The organism is Motilibacter aurantiacus, assembly GCF_011250645.1.
In the GTDB taxonomy this organism is placed as follows: domain Bacteria; phylum Actinomycetota; class Actinomycetes; order Motilibacterales; family Motilibacteraceae; genus Motilibacter_A; species Motilibacter_A aurantiacus.
In genome coordinates this window covers 388,835-413,641 of sequence record NZ_JAANNO010000001.1, presented here as the reverse complement: position 1 = coordinate 413,641, position 24,807 = coordinate 388,835, and the positions used below count along the sequence as shown (strand labels likewise).

At 74.2% G+C, this 24,807-nt stretch carries 18 protein-coding genes and 1 pseudogene; 10 read left to right on the top strand and 9 right to left on the bottom strand.

Annotated elements, in window-relative coordinates:
* The first annotated feature begins 5 nt into the window (after positions 1–5).
* The gene (locus G9H72_RS01875; RefSeq protein WP_166166541.1) at positions 6–623 is read left to right on the top strand and encodes a fasciclin domain-containing protein; all 618 of its coding nucleotides are present in this window, start codon (positions 6–8) and stop codon (positions 621–623) included.
* A gap of 61 nt (positions 624–684) precedes the next feature.
* Here G9H72_RS01875 and G9H72_RS01870 read toward each other — a convergent pair.
* A pseudogene (locus G9H72_RS01870) lies at positions 685–1,526 on the bottom strand (class I SAM-dependent methyltransferase).
* Positions 1,527–1,756: 230 nt separating this feature from the next.
* Between G9H72_RS01870 and G9H72_RS01865 the strand changes: the two are divergent.
* Positions 1,757–2,173: an organic hydroperoxide resistance protein gene (locus G9H72_RS01865; RefSeq protein ID WP_166166540.1), complete on the top strand. Its 417-nt coding sequence runs from the start codon at positions 1,757–1,759 to the stop codon at positions 2,171–2,173.
* A gap of 83 nt (positions 2,174–2,256) precedes the next feature.
* Here G9H72_RS01865 and G9H72_RS01860 read toward each other — a convergent pair whose 3' ends face one another.
* Entirely contained in the window at positions 2,257–2,919 is a 663-nt protein-coding gene (locus G9H72_RS01860) for a L,D-transpeptidase (protein ID WP_166166539.1), read from the bottom strand.
* A gap of 79 nt (positions 2,920–2,998) precedes the next feature.
* Here G9H72_RS01860 and rimI point away from each other — a divergent pair, with 79 nt between their 5' ends.
* Entirely contained in the window at positions 2,999–3,463 is a 465-nt protein-coding gene (rimI, locus tag G9H72_RS01855) for a ribosomal protein S18-alanine N-acetyltransferase (protein ID WP_166166538.1), read from the top strand.
* Positions 3,464–3,611: 148 nt separating this feature from the next.
* On the opposite strand, the gene G9H72_RS01850 is transcribed toward rimI, so the two are convergent.
* Together G9H72_RS01850 and G9H72_RS01845 are read right to left on the bottom strand one after the other, a co-directional pair.
* On the bottom strand, positions 3,612–5,186 hold the full coding sequence (locus G9H72_RS01850) for an alkaline phosphatase D family protein (protein WP_166166537.1): 1,575 nt from the start codon (positions 5,184–5,186) through the stop codon (positions 3,612–3,614).
* 212 nt (positions 5,187–5,398) lie between these two features.
* Positions 5,399–6,979, bottom strand: coding sequence for an alkaline phosphatase D family protein (locus G9H72_RS01845; RefSeq protein WP_166166536.1), 1,581 nt, complete (start codon positions 6,977–6,979; stop codon positions 5,399–5,401).
* A gap of 202 nt (positions 6,980–7,181) precedes the next feature.
* Between G9H72_RS01845 and G9H72_RS01840 the strand changes: the two genes are divergently transcribed.
* On the top strand, positions 7,182–8,759 hold the full coding sequence (locus G9H72_RS01840; protein WP_166166534.1) for an alkaline phosphatase D family protein: 1,578 nt from the start codon (positions 7,182–7,184) through the stop codon (positions 8,757–8,759).
* On the opposite strand, the gene G9H72_RS22760 is transcribed toward G9H72_RS01840, so the two are convergent.
* Positions 8,756–10,387 (bottom strand): FUSC family protein, encoded by a 1,632-nt coding sequence (locus G9H72_RS22760; RefSeq protein WP_166166532.1) that lies wholly within the window; start codon positions 10,385–10,387, stop codon positions 8,756–8,758. The two genes, G9H72_RS01840 and G9H72_RS22760, sit on opposite strands and share 4 nt — an antisense overlap.
* Positions 10,384–11,571 carry a class I SAM-dependent methyltransferase gene (locus G9H72_RS01830; RefSeq protein ID WP_331271892.1) on the bottom strand — a complete coding sequence of 396 codons (1,188 nt, stop codon included), beginning with the start codon at positions 11,569–11,571 and terminating at the stop codon, positions 10,384–10,386. Before G9H72_RS01830 ends, G9H72_RS22760 begins: the two co-directional genes overlap by 4 nt.
* A gap of 140 nt (positions 11,572–11,711) precedes the next feature.
* On the opposite strand from G9H72_RS01830, the gene G9H72_RS01825 reads away from it, so the two are divergent.
* The 3 genes from G9H72_RS01825 (at position 11,712) to G9H72_RS01815 (ending at position 15,849) form a co-directional block, all read left to right on the top strand.
* Positions 11,712–13,367 (top strand): WD40 repeat domain-containing protein, encoded by a 1,656-nt coding sequence (locus tag G9H72_RS01825; RefSeq protein WP_166166530.1) that lies wholly within the window; start codon positions 11,712–11,714, stop codon positions 13,365–13,367.
* Positions 13,368–13,378: 11 nt separating this feature from the next.
* Positions 13,379–14,884 carry a TolB-like translocation protein gene (locus tag G9H72_RS01820; RefSeq protein WP_166166528.1) on the top strand — a complete coding sequence of 502 codons (1,506 nt, stop codon included), beginning with the start codon at positions 13,379–13,381 and terminating at the stop codon, positions 14,882–14,884.
* Between the two features lie 92 nt (positions 14,885–14,976).
* Entirely contained in the window at positions 14,977–15,849 is an 873-nt protein-coding gene (locus tag G9H72_RS01815) for an aldo/keto reductase (RefSeq protein WP_166166526.1), read from the top strand.
* A gap of 64 nt (positions 15,850–15,913) precedes the next feature.
* Here G9H72_RS01815 and G9H72_RS01810 read toward each other — a convergent pair whose 3' ends face one another.
* The 3 genes from G9H72_RS01810 to G9H72_RS01800 form a co-directional block, all read right to left on the bottom strand.
* Positions 15,914–17,524, bottom strand: coding sequence for a gluconokinase (locus tag G9H72_RS01810; protein ID WP_331271891.1), 1,611 nt, complete (start codon positions 17,522–17,524; stop codon positions 15,914–15,916).
* On the bottom strand, positions 17,521–18,963 hold the full coding sequence (gndA, locus tag G9H72_RS01805) for an NADP-dependent phosphogluconate dehydrogenase (protein ID WP_166166524.1): 1,443 nt from the start codon (positions 18,961–18,963) through the stop codon (positions 17,521–17,523). Before gndA ends, G9H72_RS01810 begins: the two co-directional genes overlap by 4 nt.
* A 117-nt stretch (positions 18,964–19,080) precedes the next feature.
* A complete protein-coding gene (locus G9H72_RS01800) occupies positions 19,081–20,631 on the bottom strand; it encodes a GntP family permease (protein ID WP_166166522.1) in 1,551 nt (516 codons plus the stop codon).
* A 294-nt stretch (positions 20,632–20,925) separates the two neighbouring features.
* On the opposite strand from G9H72_RS01800, the gene groES reads away from it, so the two are divergent.
* From groES to G9H72_RS20865, 3 genes are all read left to right on the top strand, one after another.
* On the top strand, positions 20,926–21,240 hold the full coding sequence (gene groES / locus G9H72_RS01795; RefSeq protein ID WP_166166520.1) for a co-chaperone GroES: 315 nt from the start codon (positions 20,926–20,928) through the stop codon (positions 21,238–21,240).
* A gap of 160 nt (positions 21,241–21,400) precedes the next feature.
* Positions 21,401–23,023 (top strand): chaperonin GroEL, encoded by a 1,623-nt coding sequence (gene groL / locus G9H72_RS01790; RefSeq protein ID WP_166166518.1) that lies wholly within the window; start codon positions 21,401–21,403, stop codon positions 23,021–23,023.
* 244 nt (positions 23,024–23,267) lie between these two features.
* Entirely contained in the window at positions 23,268–24,779 is a 1,512-nt protein-coding gene (locus tag G9H72_RS20865) for a D-alanyl-D-alanine carboxypeptidase family protein (RefSeq protein WP_196790624.1), read from the top strand.
* Positions 24,780–24,807 lie beyond the last annotated feature (28 nt).

Genomic DNA, 24,807 nt, shown 5'->3' with positions numbered 1-24,807 from the left:
GTCTCATGCACGTTCGTCGAGCCCTCGCCTCGGCCGCTGCTGCAGGACTTCTCGGCAGCGCCGCCGTCGCCACCGCCCCCGCCGCCTCCGCGGCGGACCCGGGCACCGCCTCCCTCGCCTCGGTCCTGCTGTCCGACGGTGGCCCCACCTACGACCGTGACGGGGACGACTACGACATCGTCACCGGCGCGGTGCTCGCCGTCCTCGCGGCGAAGCCGTCCTCGCCGGTCGCGGTCCTCGCCGACGGGACCAGGCCCGTCACGGCGTTCCTCCCCGACGACCGGGCCTTCCGCAAGCTCGTCATCACGCTCACCGGGTCGGCCGTCAAGGCGGAGGAGGCCAACCTGGCCGCCGTCGCCTCGCTCGGCATCGACACCGTCGAGACCGTGCTGCTCTACCACGTCGTGGCCGGTGTCACGATCGACTCGACCGCCGCGAGCGCCGCGGACGGGGTCGCGCTCCCCACGGCCCGGGGCCTGCCGCTCACGGTCGACGTGCGGCAGTCGATCCGCCTCGTCGACGTCTCCGGCCTGACCAAGGACGCGAAGGTCACGAACCCCGACCTCAACGCGGGCAACCTGCAGGTCGCGCACGGGATCGAACGGGTGCTGCTGCCGCTGTGACCCCGTCCCGGTGCCGTCCGCGAGCGCCGGCACGGCGCGGCACGCGGGCGGCACCGGGCGGTCAGCGGCGCTCTGCCATGAGCAGGAGGTACTCCCACTCCATCGCGAAGCCCGCCCCGTCCGTCGCGCCCTGGCGGCGCGCGAGGTCCGCGAGCTCGCGGTCGAGGGCGGCCACCCGTGCAGGGTCGCCCGCCATGCCCCGGTAGACCGCGATGGTCGGGCCGTAGCAGGCCTTGAAGAAGTCGCGAAGCTCCTCCGGCGAAGCGAAGGGCGTCACGGGCAGTGTCTGCCTCCGTGCGCTGACCTCGGCGACGCCGGCACCGAGCAGCTCGTGCACGTGCTCCTCGCGGCCCCACGAGGGTGGCGGTGAGGCGCCGGGCGGGGGTGGCGGGGCGTACGGCTTCCTGGTCGCGAGGAGCTGGCCGATGAAGCCCTCCGGTGTCCAGCTGAGCAGCCCGATGCGCCCGCCCGGCCGGCAGACGCGCAGCAGCTCGCCGGCCGCCGCCCCGTGGTGCGGGGCGAACATCACCCCGGCGCAGGAGAGCACCACGTCGAAGCTCGCGTCCGCGTACGGGAGCGCCTCGGCGTCCGCCTCCTGCCAGTCGAGCTGCAGCCCGGACCGCTTCGCCGTCCGGCGGCCGACCTCGAGCAGCTCCGGAATGAGGTCGGTGGCGGCCACCTGAGCCCCCGCGGCCGCGGCCGGCAGCGCCACGTTCCCGGTGCCGGAGGCCACGTCGAGCACACGCTGGCCCGGGCGTACGCCCGCCGCGTCGACGAGGACGGGGCTGAGCGGCGCGGATCACCTCGTCCACCACGGCGCCGTAGTCGCCGAGCGCCCACAGCGCCCGGGTGCCTGGACTTCACGGCGCGGTCCTCGTCGGTGGCGCGCAGGGTGCTGGTCATGGAGCCCTCCTCGGTCGAGGTCGTCGCTCCTCCCGACGCTGGGAAGCGGGCGCGGCGGCGACCCGTACGCGTTCCGTACCACCGGCGGCCCTCGTGCGCACTTCAGTTGTGCGCGATGGAATGGGGGCTAGGCTTACGGGACAGGGAGTCGCTGTCGTGGCGCCACGGGTAGGGCCCGGCGTCGTCCTCAGTTCCCGTGCAGAACGGGACGAATTCGAACGGATGGTTCCATGCAGGCTGTCTACACCGCTTCCGCCACCGCGACCGGCGACGGCCGCAACGGCCATGCCCGCAGCAGCGACGGGGTCCTCGACCTCGAGCTGGCGGTACCGGAGCAGATGGGTGGCGCCGGCGGCGCGACCAACCCCGAGCAGCTCTTCGCCGCCGGCTACGCCGCGTGCTTCCACGGTGCGCTGAAGCTCGTGGCCCGCCAGGAGGGCATCACGCTGCAGGACACGGCCATCACCGTCGACGTCGGCATCGGCGACAACGGCAAGGGCGGGTTCGCACTGCAGGTCGCGATCGAGGCCGAGCTGCCGAGCGTCGACGAGGCGAAGGGCAAGCAGCTGCTGGAGAAGGCGCACCAGGTGTGCCCGTACTCCAACGCCACTCGCGGCAACGTCGAGGTCAGCCTCGGCCTCGCCTGACTCCCTGCACGCCGGTCGCGCCTCCTGTCCGTTCGAGCGGGTAGGAGGCGCGACGTGCTGGTGCCCCGCCGGGGGCCTCGTGGTCAGGGCGTGACGACGACCTTCGTCCCGACGGGAGCGAAGCTCCACAGGGCAGCCGCGTCGGCAGGAGCCTGCCGCACGCAGCCTGCGCTCAGCGGCCTGCCGAGGTCGGCCAGCCGCTGCTCGTAGCCGCCGCTGCGCTTCTTGGGGATGTCGTGGAAGCCGATCGGCGCGCCGGTGCGCTCTCCGTAGGTGAACCGGACCATGTAGTTCATCGTCGCGTCCGACACCGAGCTGCTCGTGTGCATCGACTTGGAGTAGACGCGGAACGTGCCCGGGTCCGGCTGGGACGGGCGGCCCGAGACGAGGTAGGTGCGGGTGACCTTCTCCTGCCCGCTCACCAGCCAGACCTGCTGCCGGGCGATGGAGTAGACGATGCGCTTGCCCGAGCCCGACCGCGCCGGAAGGCCGGTGCGCCTGGGCTTCGGCGCGACGTCCTTGGACGCGGCCCGCGAGGTGGCCTCGTTCGCGCCCTCCGAGGCCGTCCCGGCTGCTGCCTTCGGTGCCGCGCCCGCCTCCACCGCGGCGGCGCGTACGTCGCGGGCGAGCAGCTCCGGGGCCACCGGAACCGGGGTCGCCGAGGCCGAGCCGGCCTGCGTGAGGACGCTGCCGAGGCCGAGCGTCAGGGTGAGGAGCGCGGACGGGGTGCGGCGCGTACCGAACATGCCCCCATCGTCGCAGGTCGCGTCCACGGTCGTAGCCTGCGACCGTGCCGGCCCCGACCCCCGTCCCGCACACCGCGCCATGACCGGGCGGGTGCGCCTGCGCCGGATGCGCTGGTGGGACGTCGAGCCCGCGCTCGCGCTCGAGCGGCAGCTCTTCCCCGGCGACCCGTGGTCCGCGGAGCTGTTCTGGTCCGAGCTGGCCGGGTGGCCGGCGACGCGGCACTACCTGGTGGCCGTACGCGGGGACGAGCTGGTCGGCTACGCCGGCCTGTCCGCGCCGGCCGGGGACGCCGACGTGCAGACGCTCGCCGTCGCGCCCGCCGCCCAGGGCACGGGCATCGGCAGGGCACTGCTCACCGCACTGCTCGACGAGGCCGCCCGACGGCGCGCCCCGGCCGTCCTGCTCGAGGCACGCGTCGACAACGAGCGCGCGATCGGGCTCTACGAGTCCGTCGGCTTCGAGCGGATCGCGGTTCGCCGCGGCTACTACGACGCCGGCCGCGTCGACGCAGCGGTGCTCCGACGCCTGACGCCCGATTCCTGAGCCTCGCTACCGACCCCCAGCAGCGGTCCCGCGCCGCGCCCACCCATCCCCTCGCGCTGATCATGCACATGTTGTGCGCTTTCCACAGGCGTGCGGCCTGTGGAGAACCACCAGGTCGCCAGGATCAGCGCGAGGGACAGGGAGCGGGTCAGGCGCGCTGCAGCCCCGGGTTGCCCGCCTCGACGACGAACGACGCGCGGGTCTCGAGCGGCGCGCCCTGGGTGGTGACGTACGGGACGACCTTGAAGTCCGCGCGCAGCTGCTCACGCTCGGCCGTCGCCAGGATGTAGCCGCGGCGGCTGTTGTAGAGCTTGATGTGCGGGTTCTCGGCGAGCTGGTTGTTGCCCGTCGCCGTGGTCTCCGAGCCGTTGCCGCCCGAGGTGATCGAGGTCGTGACGAGCTCGACGCCCAGCGTCCTCGAGGCCGGGTCGCGGAAGTCGGCCTTGATGTCGCTGGCGTAGTGCACGTGGACGTCGCCGGTGAGGACCACCGGGTTCGCGGCACCGCGCCCGCCGAAGCCGGCCATGATCCGCTCGCGGGAGGCGACGTACCCGTCCCAGGAGTCCATGCCGTACTCGTCGACCGCGCCGACGACCCGGTCGCGCTGGGAGAAGAACACCTGCTGGCCGAGGATGTCCCACGTCGCGGAGTGCTTGTGCAGGCCCTCGAGCAGCCAGCGCTCCTGGCGGTCACCCGTGATGGTGCGCTTGGCGTCCAGGCGCTCGTCGCACCCGGCGCGCCAGCCGTCGCCGCAGGCCTGGTCGCTGCGGAACTGCCGCGTGTCCATCATGTGGAAGGTCGCGAGGTTGCCCCAGCCGATGCGGCGGAACAGCTGCATCTCCAGCCCGCGCGGCGTCGTGGCGCGGCGGAACGGCATGTTCTCGTAGTACGCCTGGTACGCCCAGGAGCGGCGCTGGCGGAAGTACTCGACCGGGTCCGCGGCGTTCTCCGAGATGTCCCCCGCGTAGTTGTTCTCGACCTCGTGGTCGTCCGGCACGGAGGCCCAGGGGGCGGCTGCGTGCGCGAGCTGCAGGTCGGGGTCGGTCTTGTACTGCGCGTACCGCGTCCGGTAGTCGGCGAGGGTCTTGATCTCCTTGCCGCCGCTGTGCCGTCGGGCGCCCGTGCCGCCTGCGCCCTCGTAGATGTAGTCGCCGAGGTGCAGCACGATGTCGGGCATCTCGGCAGCCAGGTGCTTGTACGCCGTGAAGTAGCCCGCGGAGAAGTTCGAGCACGACGCGATGGCCATGGTCAGGGCGCTGACGTTGCTGCCGGCGGCCGGCGCGGTGAGCGTCCGGCCGACGGGGGAGATGTGCTCGTCGATGCGGAAGCGGTAGTAGTACTCGGCGCCGGAGGGCAGCCCGGTCAGCTCGACGTGGATGGCGTAGCCGCCGTCGCGCCGGGCGTGCTTGGTCCCGCGGCGGACGACACGGCTGAAGTTCAGGTCTTCTGCTACCTGGAACTCCACGTCGTACTTCGAAGCGGTCAGGCCGCCGAAGCCGTCCTCGGCCAGCGGGTCGACCGCGAGCCGGGTCCAGAGGACGACACCGTCGGGCGAGGGGTCACCGGAGGCGACGCCGAGGGTGAAGGGGTAGGCGATGCGGCCCGGGCGGATCTTGGGGACGGCGAGCGCGGACGTGCCCGGGAGCAGACCGCCGACCGCGGCACCGGCGCCGACCGCAGCGCCACCGAGGAGGACCGAACGGCGGGAGAGAGGAGTGTTCACGGCCGTAGAGCCAAGCGACGGCGGGGGACGCCGCGCCGTACTCCAGGTGACGTGTTCCGAACGTGTCGGGCAACAACGGGCGACGCGCCGCCACCCCCACCTCTCCCGCTGATCCTGCACGACCGGTCAGTTCTCCACAGCGGTGGCGCTGTGGAGAACCGACGCGATCGCGCATGAACAGCAGGGGGTGGGGGTCGGCACGTCGGGGGAGGTCAGAGCCGGTTGAGCCCCGGGTTGCCGGCCTCGACCACGAACGAGGCGCGCGTCGAGACGGGCGCGCCGGGGGTCGTGACGAACGGGACGACCTTGAAGTCCGCGCGCAGCTCGTCCGCGTCGATCTTCGTGACCACGTAGCCGCGCTGGGAGTTGAAGAACTTGATGTGCGGGTTCTCCGTGAGCGCGGTCTGCCCGGCCGTCGTCATGTCCGATCCGTTGCCGCCGGACGTGACCGACGTGCAGACGAGCTCCACCCCGAGCGTCTTCGAGTCCGGCTCGTTGAAGTCGGCCTTGATGTCGCTGGCCCAGTGGGTGTGGACGTCACCGGTGAGCACCACCGGGTTGGCCGCGCCGTTGGGCCCGCCGAAGCCCTTCATGATCCGCTCGCGGGAGGCGACGTAGCCGTCCCACGAGTCCATGGAGTAGGCCTCGACCTCGCCCAGGCGGGAGTCGCGCTGGGAGAAGAACACCTGCTGGCCGAGGATGTCCCAGGTCGTGGGGGAGCGGCGCAGGCCGTCGAGCAGCCACCGCTCCTGCTTCAGGCCGGTGATCGAGCGGACCGGGTCGAGCCGGGCCCCGCAGTCCACGCGGGTGCCGTCGCCGCAGGCCTGGTCGCTGCGGAACTGACGGGTGTCGAGCATGTGGAAGCTGGCGAGGTTGCCCCAGCCGATCCGGCGGTAGAGCTGGATCTCGGCGTACTCCGGCGTCGAGGCGCGGCGCAGCGGCATGTTCTCGTAGTACGCCTGGTACGCCCACGCGCGACGCTGCCGGAAGACCTCCACCGGGTCGTTGTTCTCACTGATGTCGCCGGCGAAGTTGTTCTCGACCTCGTGGTCGTCGTTGACGACGAGCCAGGGGGCCACCAGGTGGGCGGCCTGCAGGTCGGGGTCGGTCTTGTACTGCGCGTGCCGCTGCCGGTAGCCGGCCAGCGTCGTCGTCTCCGGGCCCTCGACACGACGGGCCTGGTTGCCCGCGGGCTGGATGTACTCGTACTGGTAGTCGCCCAGGTGAAGCACCAGGTCGGGCATCTCGTCGGCCAGGTGCTTGTAGGCCGTGAAGAACCCGGTCGGGTAGTTCGAGCACGAGGCGAACGCCATCGTCAGCGAGGCGGCGGTCGTCCCGGGAGCCGGGGCGGTCAACGTACGGCCGACGGGCGAGATGTGCTCGTCGAGGCGGAACCGGTAGTAGTACTCACGGCCGGGCTGCAGGCCGGTGAGCTCCACGTGGATGGAGTAGCCCGACTCCTGCCGCGCGTGCTTGGTGCCGCGGCGGACGATGCGGCTGAAGCTCACGTCTTCAGCTACCTGGAACTCGACGTCGTGCTTGCCGTCGGGCATGCCACCGAGGCCGTTCTCGGCCAGCGGGTCGACGGCGAGGCGGGTCCAGAGGACGACGCCGTCAGGGGACGGGTCGCCGGACGCGATGCCGAGGGTGAAGGGGTACGCGATGCGTCCCGGGCGGATCTTCGGGACCGCGAGCGCGGACGTGCCGGGGAGCAGGCCGCCGGCTGCAGCGCCGGCGCCGACCGCGGCGCCGCCGAGGATGACGGCGCGTCGGGAGATGGGGGTAGTCGCCATGGGACCCAGCGAACCGCCCGAGCGGCTACCGGGGTAACGGCCGGCGGATGACGGCTGGCGCACACATAGCCGAAGAAAAGGTGACTTAGGTGACGCTAACCAAACCCGTGCATGCCCGACACCTGACGACACTCAGGGTTTCCGGAACGTTCCCCCTCCGTCCGTCGCGGGGGCCGTGACGGACTCGCCACGCTGTGGCGTCATGACGACTCCCCTTGGCCCTGGCCTCGGCCGGCGCGGCTTCCTTCGCGCCTCGGCCGCCGCTGCGGGTGCCCTCACGGTGCCCGCCCTGCTCCCCGGTCGGCCGTCCCCGGCGTACGCCGCCCCCGGGCTGGTGCGGGCGGGCCGGCCGATGGTCCCGTACGGCGTCCAGGCCGGGGACGTGACCGCGGACTCCGCGATCGTCTGGGCGCGCGCCGACCGGCCCTCCCGGATGCTGGTCGAGGTGAGCCGGGACCCGTCGTTCCGCGGCGCCGAGCTGCGCTACGGCCCGGTCGTCACGCCCGGCTCGGACCTCACCGCCAAGGTCCGGCTGCGCAAGCTGACGCCCGGGCGCGAGCACTACTACCGCGTCTCGTTCGCCGATCTGTCGGACGCCTCGCTGCGCGGCGAGCCGACCGTGGGCTCGTTCCGCACCGCCCCCACCGCGGCACAGGACCTGCGCTTCCTGTGGTCCGGGGACATGGTCGGCCAGGGCTGGGGCATCAACCCCGACCTCGACGGCATGCAGCTCTTCGAGTCGATGCGGCGGCTCCAGCCGGACTTCTTCATCCACAGCGGGGACACCGTCTACGCAGACGGCCCGCTCCAGGAGTCCGTCGTCCTGCCCGACGGGCGGGTCTGGCGCAACGTCCTCATCGAGGAGAAGCTCAAGGTCGCCGAGACGCTGGACGAGTACCGCGGGCAGTACCGCTACAACCTGATGGACGAGAACGTCCGCGCGTTCTTCGCCGAGGTGCCGCAGGTCAACTCGTGGGACGACCACGAGGTCACGAACAACTGGTACCCGGGCGAGACGCTCACCGACCGGCGCTACACCGAGCGCAGCGTCGACGTGCTGAAGGAGCGGGCACGTCAGGCGTGGTTCGAGTGGGTGCCGATCTCGCCCCAGGGCCCGGACGGGATGGGCCGCGTCTACCGCAAGCAGTGGTTCGGCGAGCTGCTCGACGTGTTCGTCCTCGACATGCGCACCTATCGCGACGTCAACACCCCGGGCCTCGAGCCGCGCCCCGAGCACGGGATCCTCGGCAAGCAGCAGGCCCGCTGGCTCGAGCGCGAGCTCGCGCGCTCCACCGCGACGTGGAAGGTCGTCGCCTCGGACATGCCGATCGGCATCATCGTGCCGGACGGCCGGGACATCGAGGCGATCGCGAACCGTGACGGCGGGGTGCCGTTGGGACGCGAAGTAGAGATCGCTCAACTGCTCAGCGGTATCAAGCGCCGCGGCGTCAAGAACGTCGTCTGGGTGACTGCGGACGTGCACTACACGGCGGCCAACCACTACGACCCGGCGCGCGCGGTGTTCAAGGACTTCGACCCCTTCTGGGAGTTCGTCTCCGGCCCGCTCAACGCCGGCGCGTTCGGCCCCAACGCCATGGACGCGACGTTCGGGCCGAAGGTCGAGTTCTACTCCGCGCCCCCGGTGGCGAACGCGTCCCCGCTGGAGGGCTACCAGTTCTTCGGCCAGGTCGACATCGACGCCGACAGCCGGGTCCTGTCGGTCGCGCTCAAGGACCTCACCGGCGCCACGCTGTGGAGCACCGACCTGCAGCCGCGCTAGTCAGGCCGTCCGCTCGCGTACGCCGCCAGCAGCTCGTGGCCGCGGCGCTCCAGGTCGAGCACCTGCTCGGCCGGGAGGTCGTCGCCCACGGGCTCCCCGGCCGCCCGGTCGTACGCGGTGCGCAGCTCCAGCAGGCGCTGGGCCAGCCGCTCGACGTCCGCGTGCGCCGGCTCGGGAACAGCGGCGCGCGCGTACGCCTCCTCGCACGCCGAGAGCGCGGAGCCCAGCCCCGGGACGGCGTGCCGATCGGTGAGCGCCAGGGTGCAGGCGATGGCGACACCGGCGCCGAGGAGGGTGTCGAGCAGCCGGTCACGGACCAGCTGCCCGGTGCCGGTGTGCCGGCCGACCTCGGTCAGCAGCAGTGAGAGCGGGGTGATGAACAGCATCGCCAGCGCGTAGTTGCGGGCGACGTACAGCTCGGCCAGCAGCTGCAGCACGACGATGGATGCCACGGTCGCGGCGGGGCCCGGCTCGACGGCGAGCAGGAGGCCCGCGCCGACGACCCCGACCGCCGTGCCGATCGAGCGCTGCACCCCACGGGCCACTGCCGCGGCTGCGTTCGGCGCCTGCAGGGCGGCCACCGCAGCGACGGCCGCCCAGTACGTCTGGCCCAGCCCGACGGCCTGGGCGAGCAGCCCGGCGAGGGTGACCGCGACGAGCACGCGCAGCGCGGCCGGCTCCAGCAGGGCGGCGGGCCGGCGGGCCAGGCCGAGCAGCTGGGCCCGTCGGGACGGTGCCCGCCCGGCGGCGTACACCGCCTCCACCGACCACCCGGCCAGCTCGACGGCCTCGGCGGGCAGCGGCTCGACCACCGGGGCCTGCCCGCCGCGTCGCAGCTCGTCGGCCGCCGCCCGCATGGCCTGGGCCCGCTGGGGACCGGGCGCGCCGTGCAGCGCCGTCTCGGCCCGGGCGACGACGGGACGCAGCCGCTCGGCCAGGGCCGCGCCGCCGCGCCGCCGGGCCTGCAGCCGCCCCACCCGCTGCCACGCGTGCTGCACGGCGAGCGCCGCGCCGTGCCGGGCGGCGGGGGTGGCCGGGCCGGGGGAGGCGAGGCCGGCGACGGCGTCGAGCGCCCGCGCCACCGCGAGGCGCTCCGGGGCGTAGGGCCGGATCACCCAGCCGGACATGCCGACCACCCAGGCCGTGGCCGCCGCGGCGGCGGCGAGCCCCACCCGCTGCGGCACGTCGGACAGCACGCCGGGGATGGCCGCGCCGGCGGCGCCAGCGAAGGTCAGGAAGAGCGCGCCGGGCGGGCCGGTCCGGATGGCGGTGCACAGCGCGGTGCCGCCTGCTGCCAGCAGGCCGACGGTGACCGAGGAGAGCAGGACGCTGCCGGCGGCGCCGGCCACCGAGCCGGCCGCGACGGCGCCCACCAGCGCGCACCCGACGACGGCGAGGATGCGGGCCCGGGCGGGATAGGGCTCGTCCCGGGCGTACAGGCCGGTGAACGCCCCGAAGCCGGCCCAGGCCGCGAGGTCCAGCCGGCCCAGCGCCAGCAGCAGGACGAGAGGGAGCGCGACCGCCACGGCGGCCCGCAGCGCGGGGGCCCAGACGGCGTCGACGGGCCGCAGCGTCAGCGTGCCGCGCAGCGAGAGGCCGCGGGCGAGCAGCGCGAGCCTGCCTCTCACAGCCGCTCGACCACCAGCGCGGTGTGCTTGCCGAGCACGCGGGTGAGCACGACCGTGACGGCGGGCCCGCGGCCGCGCTCGGGCAGCGCCGGAAGCACCCGGGCGCGCAGCTGCTCGGGCACGACCGCCGTGCCGCGCTTCTTCACCACCACGTCGCCGGCGCCGCGGGCGCGCAGCATCTGCACCACCCGGCGCTGGGAGAACGGCGCCGTCTCGTGGACGAGGTACGCCGTCATCAGCGCCGTCGGGACGTGCCGGCCCGCGCTGACGTAGGCGATGGTGGGGTCCACCAGCCATCCGTCGACCTCGGCGGCCGCCTCGGCCACGAGCCCGGCGCGGATCACCGCGCCGTCGGGCTCGTAGAGGTAGGGGCCGGGGGCCGCAGCCGCCGGCGGTGGGACGGCCGGCCCGGCGACCGTGGCGCCCGACGGCAGCAGCGCGGCACGCCGGGGCCACGACCCGGCGAGCGGGCCGAACCACACCCCCGCCTCCACCACGTCGCCGTCCACCGACACCCACTCCGCCTCGGCCCCGGGCGGCACCAGCGCGTGGTCGATCCCGGGGGCCACCTTCGCCGCCGTGCGCGGGATCTGCCCCGCCACGCCGAGGACGAACTCCCACGGCGGAGACCACTGCTGCGGGTCGTAGCGGCGACGGCCCTCGCCGCGCCGGGCCGGGTCGAGGTACGCGGCGTCGCACCCGGCGAGGCCGACCTGCGTGACGTCCGCCTCCACCACCTCGACGAGGTGGGCCAGCCCGGCCGAGCGCACGTTGGCCCGTGCCACCGCAGCGGTGGCGGGGTCGCGCTCGACCGCGCGGACCTCGAGCCCCGCGCGGGCGAAGGCGAGCGCGTCGGCCCCGATCCCGCACCCGAGGTCGGCCACCCGGCGCGCGCCCGCCGCCACCAGCCGGGCCGCCCGCCGGTCGGCGACCTCTCGGCGGGTGGCCTGCTCGAGGCCGTCCGCCGTGAAGAGCATCCGCTCGGCGTCCGGCCCGAGCTTCGCGACCGCGCGCGCCCGCAGCCGGGCCTGCGTCATCGCGGCCGCCACCAGCGCCGGGGCGAGGCCCTGCCTGCGCAGCCGCTCGCCGACCGCGAGGGCGGCCGTGTCGTCGTACGTCGTCAGCTCGGCGAGCAGCGCGCGCCCGGCGGGCGACATCAGGGCGTCGATGTCGGCGGGCTGCACGGGAGCACATGGTCGCAGCCGGCAGCGGGCCGGCCACCGGAGGGTGACTCCTCCCTGCGGGCCGTGCGTCGTCGGGAGCCTCGGACACAATGTGCCGCGCGACGCGGCAGCGGGCCGCGCGGACGGGGGGAGGACGGGCCATGCCGGCTCGTGCGATGCGCGCTGCCGCACTGGGCGGTCTCGCGGCTGCTGCCGTGGTGTGCGGGATGCCGTTGCCGGCGGGCGCGGCGCCGGCGGTGGCAGCTCCGGCGGTGGCAGCCGGGGGGGTGCCGCGAAACGCGCTGCTGGCCTGGGTCGACTGGAACGGCACGGTGTGGGCGGCCCGCCTCGCCGGGGGCGCTCCTCGCCGGCTCGCCGACAACGTCGACCTCGACCCCACCGGCTCGGTGCCCCGGCTGCTGCTCAGCCGGGACGCCTCCCGGCTCGTGCTCGTGGCCGGCCGAGAGGTGCTCTACGGCACGGGCACCGGTGCCCGCCCCCTGCGCCGGGTGCTCGACCGCCGCGTCGACGCGGCGGCGCTGTCGCCGGACGGGCTGACCTTCTTCTTCGCCGAGAGCAGCAACCTCGGCCGCGACGGCATCGTCCGCGCGCTGGACCTCGGCACGGGGGCCCTGCGGGTGGTCGCCGACCCGCCGTGGCCGGTCACGGACCTCGCTCCCAGCAGCGACGGGAGCCGGCTGGCCTACGCCAGCGGCACCGTCCTCCGGGGATACGGCTACGGGCCCGGCGGGACCGCCCACGTGGTGGACCTCGTGACCGGGCGGGACAGCCGGGTCGGCCCGCCCGACGCCGACGTGCAGACCGTTGCCTGGGGCGCCGGGGACGAGCTGCTGATCACCACGGCCCGCGGCGACGACGACTACTACACCGACCCACTCAGCGGCCCGCCGTACCCGGCCTACCCGAACGCGGGCGCCGCGCCGGACGAGAGCGACGGCGTCGTGGCCTTCGTCGGGGGCGGGGCCGACGAGGAGCCGCACGTGACGGCCGCCTCCGCGGTGGACGGTCGGCCCCTCTTCCCCGGGCGCTACGACTCGGTGGTGGTCGACGCCGGCCCCGAGGGCGCCTACGCGCTCACCGCCGACGAGCAGGCACGCCGGGCCCGGGTCTCCTTCGCCCCGGCCGACGGCTCGCGCCCGGTCGACCTGCTCGTCCCGACGGGCGTCCGCGACTTCGCGGTCGCCTACGGCCCGATCCCGGCCCCGTTGCGCCTGCGCGGCCACGTCGAGGACGTCGAGCTGAGCAACGCGTACGACCGCGTCGGCGCATCGCCGAGCCCGCACCCGGCCGGCGAGCCCGTGCTCCTGGAGGCCCGGGCCCAGGTCACGCAGCCGGGCACGCTCCCGCCGGCCGTGCTCTACCGCTGGCAGTCCGGCCGGTGGGCCCGGCTGGCGAGCGTCCCGGTCACGGCGGGCCGCGCCCGCTTCCGCGTCGCGGCCGCGGGCTACACGACCTTCCGGGTCGTCGTGGGCCGGGTGAGCGACGAGCTCACCCTTCCCGTCGCCTACCAGGTGCGGCTCTCGGACTCGGAGGAGGAGCGTGCCCGCCGGGTGCTGCGCGGCACCCTGCACGGCGCGAGCGGCGGTACGGTGCGCCTGGAGCGCCAGGTCAGCCCGGAGGTCGAGCGCCGGGGCCGGCGGCCCCTGGCCGCCCGGTGGGAGCCGGTGGCCACGGCCCCGGTGCGGGCCGGCCGCTTCGTGTTCCGCGTCCCCCCGGCCGAGCCCGCCTACTACCGGGTCGTGCGCGACGCCGACGCCCGGCACGAGGCTGGCGACAGCGGCGGGGTGCAGCTGTGAGGGCGCGGGCGATGCCGGCGCGTCCGGCGCTCGCCGGTGTGGCCGCGGCCGCCGTCCTCGCCGCTGCCGTGGGCCTGGCCCCGCCCACTCCGGCGGAGGCGGCCTTGCAGGTGCCCGCCGACGCCTACCTGGCCTACGTCGAGGGCGGCGCGCTCTGGGCGCAGCGCCTCGACGGCTCCGCGCCGCGGCGCCTGCTGGACAACGTCCTCGCGGGCAGCGCGGTCCTCGCCAGCCGGGACGGCACGCGGCTCGGGGTCTCCAACGAGCAGGGCGTCTTCGTGGCGGACACCGGCACGGGGCGCGTCTGGACGCTGCCCGGCGTGGACGTCGAGGTGGCAGCCCTGGCGCCCGACGGCCGGACGCTGTACGCCGTCGAGAACGTTCGCAGCGAGCCTCCGTCGTGGGACGACGAGGACGAGCCCGAGCCCGACAGCGGGACGATCCTCGCGGTCGACCTCGTCACCGGCGCCCGCAGCACCGTCCTCGAGACCGCACCGGTGAGCGGGATCGACGTCTCGGCGGACGGCTCCCGGCTCGTCTTCACCTCCTCGACGTGGACGGGGGACCGGGCAACGGTCCTCACCCTCGCCGACCGTTCGCGGCAGGTCGTCGGCGCGCCGGGCGACGAGCTGCAGGCCGCCTTCGCGCCCGACGGTCGGGTGGTGCTGGCCGAGGGTGGTGAGGACGTCTCGACGGCGGACGGCTTCGACCTGTTCCCCCGCCTTCGGGCTGCCTCCCTGGTCGCCGCCGCCGCCGAGGGGACCTACGCGCTCTCGACGGGCCGGCCGTCGGCGGCGACCCCGGACGACTCCTGGGACGAGCCCGACACCCCCACCGCAGCGGCGCGCTCGCTCTGGCTGGCGCCGGCCGCCGGGGGTGAGGCGGTGCAGGTGCTGGCCGACGTGCGGGCCGACCTGCACAGCCCCTTCGCAGCTCGCGAGCTCGTCGTCGCGCACGGCCAGCTCCCGGCGGTGTTCGACCTGGCCGCCACCGTGGAGGACGCCGAGCTCCCGCCGCAGCTCACCCTGCCGGTCGGGCGGACGGCCGAGGTGCCGGTGCTGGTACGGGTGGCCTCCCCGGGCCGGGTGGACGTCGTCGTGCAGGCCCACCGCGCGGACGGCTGGCAGGAGGTCGGCCGGGGTGGGATCGTGCCCGGCGAGGGGGTGAGGCTGCGGATCACCGCCAACACCCTCCTGCGGGCGGTCGTCGGCTCCCTCGTCACGGAACCGGCCCGGGTGCTCGCCGTCCCGCAGGTGCGGCTCACCGTGACCCGACGGGGCACCCGGGCGGTGCTGCGCGGCACGGTGCGCGGCGTCCCCGGCGGTCGCGTGCACTTCCGGCGCTGGACGGGTGTCGAGTGGGTTCGCGCGGGATCGGCGCCGGTGCGCCGCGACGGCAGCTTCCTCGCCCGCCGCCCGGCGCCCAAGGCGGCCTCCTACTGGCTGGCCGAGCGGCCGGCGACCCGGACCACCGGGCCGGGCGTCAGCGCGGAGGCCGAGCTGTCCGCCCACAGCTGAAGCCGCTCGCGACGGCCGAGGCCGGGAAGCGTCAAGCGGGGGGCCGGGTTGCCCCCAGCCGTACACGAGCTTCACGATGGGAAGGCGAGCACGTGACAGTCGAGACTTCGCAGCCGGCCGCGCAGAGCGGGACGTTCCGCATCGGTGGCGACCTGCCGGTCCACCGCCTGGGCTACGGCGCCATGCAGATCACCGGCCCGGGCATCTGGGGCGAGCCGCGCGACCGCGACGAGGCCGTCCGCGTCCTGCGCCGCGCGGTGGAGCTGGGCGTCACCTTCATCGACACCGCGGACTCCTACGGGCCGTTCGTGTCCGAGCAGATCATCCGCGAGGCGCTCCACCCCTACGCCGACGACGTCGTCATCGCCACGAAAGGCGGGCTCACGCGCTCCGGCCCGGGTGACTGGCGGCCGGTCGGGCGCCCCGAGTACCTCCGCCAGCAGGCTGAGCTGTCGCTGCGCCACCTCGGCGTCGAGCGCATCGACCTCTACCAGCTGCACCGCATCGACCCGAAGGTGCCGCTCGAGGAGTCGCTCGGCGAGCTCGAGCTGCTCCAGCAGGAGGGCAAGATCCGGCACATCGGCCTGTCCGAGGTGTCCGTCGAGCAGATCGAGCAGGCTCGTGCCGTCGTCGACGTCGTGAGCGTGCAGAACCTCTACAACCTCGCGAACCGGCAGTCCGAGGAGGTCCTGCACTACGCCGAGCGCGAGGGGCTGGGCTTCATCCCGTGGTTCCCGATCGCGACCGGGGAGCTGGCGGCCCCCGGCGGCCCGCTCGACGCGGCGTCCAAGGAGCACGGCGCCACGCCCGCGCAGCTGGCCCTGGCCTGGCTGCTGCGCCGCTCGCCGGTGATGCTGCCGATCCCCGGCACCTCCCGGGTGGCGCACCTGGAGGAGAACCTGAAGGCCGGCACGATCGAGCTGACCGACGAGGAGTACGACACCCTCACGAACGCCGCCGGCTGACCGCCGGCCGACGACCGCCGGTCGGGGCGGCTGCACGAGCAGCCGTCCCGGCCCGGGGGCCGCGTCAGTCCTCCTCGAGCCCGGGCTCGGCCAGGTCCGCCGGGTACGCCAGCGGCAGGGTCTCCTCCAGCTCGCGGATGCGGGTGAACGCCGGGAGCAGCGCGGCGTAGACCTGGGAGTAGAGCGGGCGCAGGGTGGCGTAGACCTCGACCGCTGCGGCGTCCGGCTGCACGGTCTCCTCGATCTCGATGAGCGACTCGGCGGCCTCGACGGAGCCGACGAGCCCCACCGCCTGCATGCCGAGCAGGGCCGCGCCGAAGCTCGACCCCTCGTGGCCCTTCGCGAACGACACGGGCATGCCGAGCACGTCGGCGAGGGCCTGCCGCCACAGCCTGCTGTTGAACACCCCGCCGGTCGCGCGGATCTCGGTGACCTCGTTGCCCGCCGCCCGCATGGACTCCAGCACGAGGGCGAGCTGCTGGCAGATGCCCTCCAGCGTGGCCCGGACCAGGTGAGCGCGCCCGTGCGCGCGGGTCAGCCCGACGTACGCCGCCGACGGCACGGAGGTCCAGTACGGTGCCCGCTCGCTGAGCAGGTACGGCAGCATGATCAGCCCGCCGCACCCCGGTGGCACCGTCGCCGCGAGGTCGAGCACCGGCTCGACGGGGGAGTCGCCGAGCTCTGGTGCCAGCTCCTCCAGCTCGGGGGCCATGGTGTCGCCGGCCCATCGCACCGCCACGCCGCCGTTGGTGATGGCTCCGCCCACGGCCCACCGGTCCTCGGTCAGCGCGTAGCAGAAGACCCGGCCCTGGGGGTCGACCGACGGGCTCTCGACGACGACCCGCAGCGCCCCGCTGGTGCCGACCGAGCAGGCGACGACGCCGGGGCGCACCGCGCCGAGGCCGAGGTTGGCCAGCGGGCCGTCGCCCCCGCCGGCGACGAGCGGGACGTCGGCCGGCAGGCCCAGCTCGGTGGCGGTCTCGGGCAGCGGGCGGAGGCCGGCGTACGTCGTCGCGACCAGGCGGGGGAGCCGCTCGGGGCCGATGCCGGCCAGCTGGAGCGCCTCGCGGTCCCAGGTGCGCGAGCGCAGGTTGAACAGCCCGGTGGCGGACGCCACGGAGTGGTCGCTGACCCACTCGCCGGTCAGCGCGTGGAGCACGACCTCCTTGATGCCGGCCCACAGGGCCACCCGCGCGTGCAGCTCGGGCTGCTCCTCGCGGAACCACATCAGCTTGGTCAGCGGCGACATGGCGTGGGTGGGCGTCCCGGTCCGCAGGTGCAGCTCGAGGCCCTTGCCGGTCGACCGCAGCCGGGCGGCCTGGTCCTTGGCCCGGATGTCGGCCCAGGTGATCGACGGGGTGAGCGCGACCCCGTCCGCGTCGACGCCCACCAGGCTGTGCAGGGCCGAGCTGAACGACACCGCGCGCACGACCGCGCCGCGCGAGGCGAGCTCCGCAACGACCGTACGGATCGCCCGGAACGCCGCCGCGGTGATCTCCGCGGGGTCCTGCACGGCCTCGCCCGGCGACGGCTCCAGCAGCGGGTAGCCCGCGGACGCCGAGGCGTGCTCGCGGCCCTGCACGTCGAACGCCACGACCTTGGTGGCCGTCGTGCCGAGGTCCACCCCCAGCACGACCTGCGCAGCGCCGTTCACGGCATCGGCTTCTGCCGTCACCGCTCCTCCTCCCGGCCCCCGCTCGACCACCCCGCGTGGAAGCTGCCCGGGCGGTCGACCCGACGGTAGGTGTGCGCGCCGAACAGGTCACGCTGGCCTTGGATCAGCGCGGCGGGCAGCCGGTCGGCCCGCAGCGCGTCGTAGTAGGCCAGGGCGCTGGAGAAGCCGGGCACCGGCACGCCCGAGGCGGTCGCCAGCGACACCACGCGCCGCCAGGCCTCCTGCCCGTCGACCAGCGCCCGGGTGAAGTACTCGTCGAAGAGCAGGCTCGGCAGCTCGCGCTCGCGGTCGTACGCCTCGCGGATGCGGTCGAGGAAGCGGGCGCGGATGATGCAGCCCCCGCGCCAGATCGTCGCCACCGCTCCGCGGTCGATGTCCCAGCCGTAGCGCTCGTTGGCCTGCCGCATCATGTCGAAGCCCTGCGCGTAGGCCACGAGCTTCGAGGCGTAGAGCGCCTTGCGCACGTCCTCGACGAAGGCGTCGCGGTCACCGACCTCCGGCCGGCCTCCCGGCCCGGGCAGGACGCCGCGCGCCCGCTCCCGCTGCTCGGCGTGGCTCGACACCCCACGGGCGAACACCGCTTCAGCGATGCCCGACACCGGCACGCCCAGCTCCAGCGCGGTCTGCACCGTCCACAGCCCCGTGCCCTTCTGCTCGGCCTGGTCGACCACCACGTCGACGAAGGGCCGGCCGGTCGTGCTGTCGACGTGTCGCAGGACGCGTGCGGTGATCTCGATGAGGAAGGACTCGAGGTCCCCGGAGTTCCAGCTCTCGAAGACGTCGCCCAGCTGCGCGGGGCCCAGGTCGAGCGCCGAGCGGAGCAGGTCGTACGCCTCCGCGATGAGCTGCATGTCGGCGTACTCGATGCCGTTGTGGACCATCTTGACGAAGTGGCCGGCGCCGTCCGGCCCGATGTAGGTGCAGCACGGGGTGCCGTCGACCTGGGCGGCGATCGCCTCGAGCATCGGGGCCAGCTCCTGGTACGCCTCCGCGTCCCCGCCCGGCATGATGCTCGGCCCGTTGAGCGCGCCCTCCTCGCCGCCGGACACCCCGACGCCGAAGAAGCGGATGCCCTTCTCCTTCAGTGCCGCCTCCCGGCGGCGGGTGTCGGCGAAGTGCGCGTTGCCCCCGTCGATCACGATGTCCCCGGGCTCGAGCACGCCGGCCAGGTCGTCGATCACCGCGTCGGTGGCCGGCCCCGCCTTCACCATCACGAGCACCCGGCGCGGCCGCTCCAGCACCGCGGCCAGCTCCTCCAGCGTGGACACCGGCACGAAGGTGCCCTCGTCACCGTGCTCGGCGACCAGCGAGTCGGTCCGCTCCTGGCTGCGGTTGTGCACCGCGACCGGGAAGCCGTGACGGGCGAGGTTGCGGGCGAGGTTCCGGCCCATCGTCGCGAGGCCGGTGACTCCGATCCGGGCGGGTTGCTGCGGGCTCACGAAGGCTCCATTCGACGGTGGATGGTGCACGGGTGGCGACGGCGTCGCGCGCGTCGCGACAAGATCACACCACAGCGCGGGTGAATTGGGATAGGTGTCCCATCGAATTCGTCGGCGCTAGACCACCAGGCTCAGCAGCAGGATGACCACCAGCGCCACCGTCGAGATCACGCACTCGAGGAACGACCACGTCTTGAACGTCTGGCCCACCGTCATGCCGAAGTACTCCTTGATGAGCCAGAAGCCGGCGTCGTTGACGTGGGACAGGAAGAGCGAGCCGGCGCCCACGGCGAGGGCCAGCAGTGCCGCGTGGGTGTCGCTGAGGTCGGCCGCCAGCGGGGCGACGATGCCGGCCGCCGTGATCGTCGCGACGGTGGCTGAGCCCGTCGCGAGCCGGATGAGCACCGCGATGAGCCAGCCGGTGACGAGCGGCGAGAGCGACGTGTCCTCGGCGGCCTTGGCCACCACGTCGGCGACGCCGGAGTCGACGAGGGTCTGCTTGAAGCCCCCGCCGGCGCCGACGATCAGCAGGATGCTCGCGATGCCCGTGAAGGAGGAGTCGACCGCGCGCGAGAGCGTCGAGCGGTCGCTCCCGACCGACACCCCGAGGGTCACGAGCGCCACGAGCGCGGTGGCGAGCAGGGCCACGAGCGGGCTGCCGATGAACTCGAGCGTGGTGCGCAGCCGGGTGCCCTCGTCGAGGACGGACTCGGCGAGCGTGCGGCCGAGCATGAGCACGACCGGGAGCAGGATCGTGAACAGGGTGGTGCCGAACCCGGGCCGGCGACCGCTGGCCGGCTCGGCCGCTTCCTCGGCGCTGACTGCGCCGGCGCCCGCGGCGCGCTCGCCGGAGATGTCGCGCGGGGTGACGAGGTCGTCGTCACCGCGCCCGCCTCGGGCCAGCGTGGTCTCCCGCCGGCGGCCGGCCTGCGCGCCCGCTGCTCCCGCCGTCGCCAGGGCGGGCGGAGGCGGCAGCTGCACCCAGCGCTCCATGACCGGCACCAGCAACGGCCCGGACACGATCAGCGTGGGCACCGCGACGAGCAGGCCCAGGCCCAGCGTCAGGCCGAGGTTCGCGTCCAGGGCGTCCACCGCGATCAGCGGGCCGGGGTGGGGAGGGACGAGCCCGTGCAGCACCGAGAGCCCGGCGATGGCCGGCATCCCCACCCGGATCAAGGACTGCTGCGCCCGCCGGGCGACCAGCATGACCACCGGGATGATGAGGACGACCCCGACCTCGAAGAAGAGCGGGATCCCGATGACGAACGCGATGAGCGCCATGGCCCACGGCAGCCGGGCCGCGGACGTCCGCGCGAGGATCGTGTCGACGATCTCGTCGGCGCCTCCGCTGTCGGTCAGCAGCTTGCCGATGATCGCCCCCAGGGCGATGAGCACCCCGACGCCGGAGACGGTCGAGCCGAGGCCGGCCGTGAAGCTGGCGAACGTGTCGGCGAAGGGGATGCCGGCCGCGAGGGCCAGCACGCCCGAGCCCAGGGTGAGCGAGAGGAACGGGTGCAGCTTCACCACCGTGATCAGCAGCACGATCACCGCGATGCCGACCAGGGCGGCCAGCACGAGGCGGGTGTCGCTCGCGGACGTCTGGGCCTCGGGCTCGGCCGCGAGCAGGTGCGCCTGCCCGAGCGTCGTGCCGAGCGCTGCTGGGACCATGGGCTGCTCTCCCGTTCGCCGAGTCGGACCGTGGGCCGGCGGGCCCACCCGTAGCTACCCCCGGCGTCGCGCCGATCACGCCTCCCGCGCACTTCTGGCACTCGCCTTGACCGAGTGCCAGGCAGCCTCCTAATCTTCGTGTTGGCACTCTCCTGGTGAGTGTGCCAACGAGCGACGAGGCCCGACCCCCGCGACGGCGTGCCGACTCGCCCGCCCCAACGCAGTGCGTTCGAGCACAGACCAGTTCGTGCAGTTCCGTGCAGGACGTCTCTCCACGATCGGGAGGTCGCAGACGTGACGACGACCGCTTCCAAGGTCACCATCAAGCCGCTCGAGGACCGCATCCTCGTCCAGGCTCTCGAGGCGGAGCAGACGACGGCTTCCGGCCTCGTCATCCCCGACACCGCCAAGGAGAAGCCGCAGGAGGGCACCGTCCTCGCGGTGGGCCCGGGCCGCTTCGACGAGGACGGCGCCAAGCGCGTGCCGCTCGACGTCAAGGTCGGCGACGTGGTCATCTACAGCAAGTACGGCGGCACCGAGGTCAAGTACAACAACGAGGAGTACCTCATCCTCTCCGCTCGCGACATCCTCGCGATCGTCGAGAAGTAGGGCTTCCTCCACCCCTGCGGCGATCGGGCACTCCTGCTCGGTCGCCGCAGTCGGTTCCGGCCCCGTGGCGCGCTCGCGCCGGGGTCGACCCGTTTTCGTGCAGCGGCGCCGCGGCGCGGCCCCGCTGCTCCGCAGTGACGTGTACGGAAAGGATGGCCGCATGGCCGCCAAGCTCCTGCAGTTCGAGGATGACGCGCGTCGCGCGCTCGAGCGCGGCGTCAACGCGCTCGCGGACGCGGTGAAGGTGACGCTCGGCCCGAAGGGCCGCAACGTCGTCATCGACAAGAAGTGGGGCGCGCCCACGATCACCAACGACGGCGTGACCATCGCCCGCGAGGTCGAGCTCGAGGACGCGTACGAGAACCTCGGCGCCCAGCTCGCCAAGGAGGTCGCGACCAAGACCAACGACGTCGCCGGTGACGGCACGACGACCGCGACCGTGCTCGCCCAGGCGCTCGTGCGCGAGGGCCTGCGCAACGTCGCCGCCGGTGCCAGCCCCTCCGGCCTGAACCGTGGCATCCGGACGGCCGTCGAGGCCGTCAACGCCCGCCTGCTCGAGGTCGCCCGCGAGGTCGCCGGCAAGGAGGAGGTCGCGAGCGTCGCGGCCGTCTCCGCGCAGAGCCCCGAGATCGGCGCCACGATCGCCGAGGCGATCGACAAGGTCGGCAAGGACGGTGTCATCACGGTCGAGGAGTCCCAGACCTTCGGCACCGAGCTCGAGTTCACCGAGGGCATGCAGTTCGACAAGGGCTACATCTCGCCCTACTTCGTGACCGACGCGGAGCGTCAGGAGGCTGTCCTCGAGGACGCCTACGTCCTGATCAACCAGGGCAAGATCAGCGCCGTCTCCGAGGTGCTGCCGCTGCTGGAGAAGGTCGTCCAGGCCGGCAAGCAGCTGCTGATCATCGCCGAGGACGTCGAGGGCGAGGCGCTGTCCACGCTCGTCGTCAACAAGATCCGCGGCACGTTCACGTCCGTGGCGGTCAAGGCCCCGGGCTTCGGTGACCGTCGCAAGGCCATGCTCGAGGACATCGCGATCCTCACCGGCGGCCAGGTCGTCGCCCCCGAGGTCGGGCTCAAGCTCGACCAGGTCGGCCTCGAGGTGCTCGGCCGCGCCCGCCGCGTGACCGTCACCAAGGACGAGACGACGATCGTCGACGGGGCCGGCGAGGCCGCCTCCGTCTCCGACCGGGTCCGTCAGCTGCGCGCCGAGATCGAGGCGACCGACTCCGACTGGGACCGCGAGAAGCTGCAGGAGCGGGTCGCCAAGCTCGCCGGCGGCGTCTGCGTGATCCGCGTCGGCGCGGCCACGGAGGTCGAGCTCAAGGAGCGCAAGCACCGCATCGAGGACGCCGTCTCGGCGACCCGCGCTGCCGTCGAGGAGGGCATCGTCGCCGGTGGCGGCTCCGCCCTCGTCCACGCCTCCGCCGCCGTCGACACCCTCCAGCTGGAGGGCGACGAGGCGGTCGGCGCGTCGATCGTGCGCCGCGCGGTCGTCGAGCCGCTCCGCTGGATCGCGGAGAACGCGGGCCTGGAGGGCTACGTCGCCGTCGAGCGCGTCCGTGCCCTGGAGCCCGGCAGCGGCCTCAACGCCGCGACCGGGGAGTACGGCGACCTGATCGGGGCGGGCATCATCGACCCGGTCAAGGTCACGCGCTCCGCGCTGACCAACGCCGCGTCGATCGCGAGCATGATCCTCACCACCGAGACGCTGGTCGTCGAGAAGAAGGAGGAGGAGGCTCCCGCGGCTGCGGGCGGCCACGGTCACGGCCACAGCCACTGACCGTCCTTCCTCACCGGGCGCGGCCCGGGGGCGCCTCGATCGAGGCGCCCCCGGGCCGCCCTGCGTTTCCCCGCCGGGTGTCCGGCGGGCGAACGCGAGCCGGCCGGGGGGCGAAGGCCTTCCTGAGCGGACGCGAAGAATCGGCTTCAGTACCGTGAAGAGCTGGTCGATCCAGGGAGCACGGGTAGCCTGGCGGGCGTTGTCCCGCGTCGTGGAACGAGAAGCGGTCGGGAGCTTTCGACGGATGCGTAGCACGCGGGCGGCGGACGGCACGACGATGACGGGAGCGCGACGAGTGCGGCACGGAGCGGACGAGTCGCCACGGCGGCGCCTGCCGCTCGCGGTCGGCCTCGCCGCGACGGTCGCGGCCACGCTCACGCTCACCGTGCCCGGCGCCGCCGCCGCGCCCGCCGCGACACCGGCTCCGGCCCCCACCGCGGGCGGCGGGCTCGGCGACGTCGGTGACGGGCAGGCCGCCAGCCCGACCCCCACGGCGAAGCCGACCGCGAGCGCGGCCCCGAAGCCGACCCCCACCGCCGGCGCGACGCCGGCGACGTCCGCCACCCCGGGCGCGACGCCCACGGGCAGTCCTGTGCCGGGTGCTGACCCGGGTGCTACCCCCGGGGCGACCCCCACGCCCGCGCCGTCCGTCCCGGTGCTCTCGCCGGAGGAGGCCGCCGAGCTGGCGGCCGAGGTCAACGCCGGCACCGTCTCGCTCGAGACGGCGACCGCGCGGCTGGCCGAGCTGATCAAGGAGGCCCGCCGCGCCCTCGAGGCGCACGCGGCCGCCAAGAAGACCGCCGCCGACGCGCGCGCCGACGACGTCGAGGCCCGCAAGAAGCTCACCGCCGCCCAGAAGGCGGCCGAGGGCGCCCAGTCGACGCTCAACCGCTTCGCCGCCGACGCGTACCGCGCCGGGCCGCTGGGGACGCACGGCTCGGGGCTCGGGGCGCTGCTCAGCGCGGACGACCCGAGCGACCTGCTGCGCGGCGCGGCCGACATCGACGTGCTCGCCGACGCGCAGGCCGCCTCCCTCGCGGCGCTGCAGGACGCGATCGAGGGCGAGAAGACCGCCGCGGCCGAGGCCGACGAGACCGCGCAGACGGCGGCGAGGACGGCTGCCGCCGAGAAGGCGGCCAAGGCGAAGGCCGACGAGCTGGTCGCCCGGCAGCGCACGGTCGTCTCCGCGCTGCAGGCCAAGCTGCTGTCCACCGGGACCGCGGACCAGCTGTCCCAGGCGCTCTCGGTCGCCGAGCAGCGGCGGCGGACCGCCGCGCTGCAGCGCGCCAACGCGCTCGCGGCCGGCGAGGCGGTCCTGCCCGACGCCGGCGCCGTGGGCTGCACCGGCGAGGACGTGTCCGGCTACCCCAACGGAGAGCTCCCGCTCCCGGCGCTCTGCTCGATCTGGGGCGCGCCCGGCCACCTGCTCCGCGCCGACGCCGCTGCCGCCTTCACCGCCATGAGCAAGGCGTACGCCGCAACGTTCGGCTCGCCGATCTGCGTGACCGACTCCTACCGCAACCGGGCGATGCAGGAGGACCTGTACGTCCGCAAGCCCACGCTCGCCGCCATCCCCGGCACGTCGAACCACGGCTGGGGCGTCGCGGTGGACCTCTGCGACGGGGTGGAGAGCTTCGGCACGCCGCAGCACGAGTGGCTGGTGCTCAACGCCACGGCGTACGGCTGGTACCACCCGGCCTGGGCGGACGCGACCGGCAGCCGGCCCGAGCCGTGGCACTGGGAGTACGGCGGCTGAGGCGCCGTCGCGGCAGGACAGGGCAGGC

Coding starts and splice junctions, on each gene's coding strand:
- G9H72_RS01875 (WP_166166541.1), top strand. CDS start 6: ATGCACGTTCGTCGAGCCCTCGCCTCGGCCGCTGCTGCAGGACTTCTC.
- G9H72_RS01865 (WP_166166540.1), top strand. CDS start 1,757: ATGCAGGCTGTCTACACCGCTTCCGCCACCGCGACCGGCGACGGCCGC.
- G9H72_RS01860 (WP_166166539.1), bottom strand. CDS start 2,919: ATGTTCGGTACGCGCCGCACCCCGTCCGCGCTCCTCACCCTGACGCTC.
- rimI (WP_166166538.1), top strand. CDS start 2,999: ATGACCGGGCGGGTGCGCCTGCGCCGGATGCGCTGGTGGGACGTCGAG.
- G9H72_RS01845 (WP_166166536.1), bottom strand. CDS start 6,979: ATGGCGACTACCCCCATCTCCCGACGCGCCGTCATCCTCGGCGGCGCC.
- G9H72_RS01840 (WP_166166534.1), top strand. CDS start 7,182: ATGACGACTCCCCTTGGCCCTGGCCTCGGCCGGCGCGGCTTCCTTCGC.
- G9H72_RS01825 (WP_166166530.1), top strand. CDS start 11,712: ATGCCGGCTCGTGCGATGCGCGCTGCCGCACTGGGCGGTCTCGCGGCT.
- G9H72_RS01820 (WP_166166528.1), top strand. CDS start 13,379: ATGCCGGCGCGTCCGGCGCTCGCCGGTGTGGCCGCGGCCGCCGTCCTC.
- G9H72_RS01800 (WP_166166522.1), bottom strand. CDS start 20,631: ATGGTCCCAGCAGCGCTCGGCACGACGCTCGGGCAGGCGCACCTGCTC.
- groL (WP_166166518.1), top strand. CDS start 21,401: ATGGCCGCCAAGCTCCTGCAGTTCGAGGATGACGCGCGTCGCGCGCTC.
- G9H72_RS20865 (WP_196790624.1), top strand. CDS start 23,268: ATGCGTAGCACGCGGGCGGCGGACGGCACGACGATGACGGGAGCGCGA.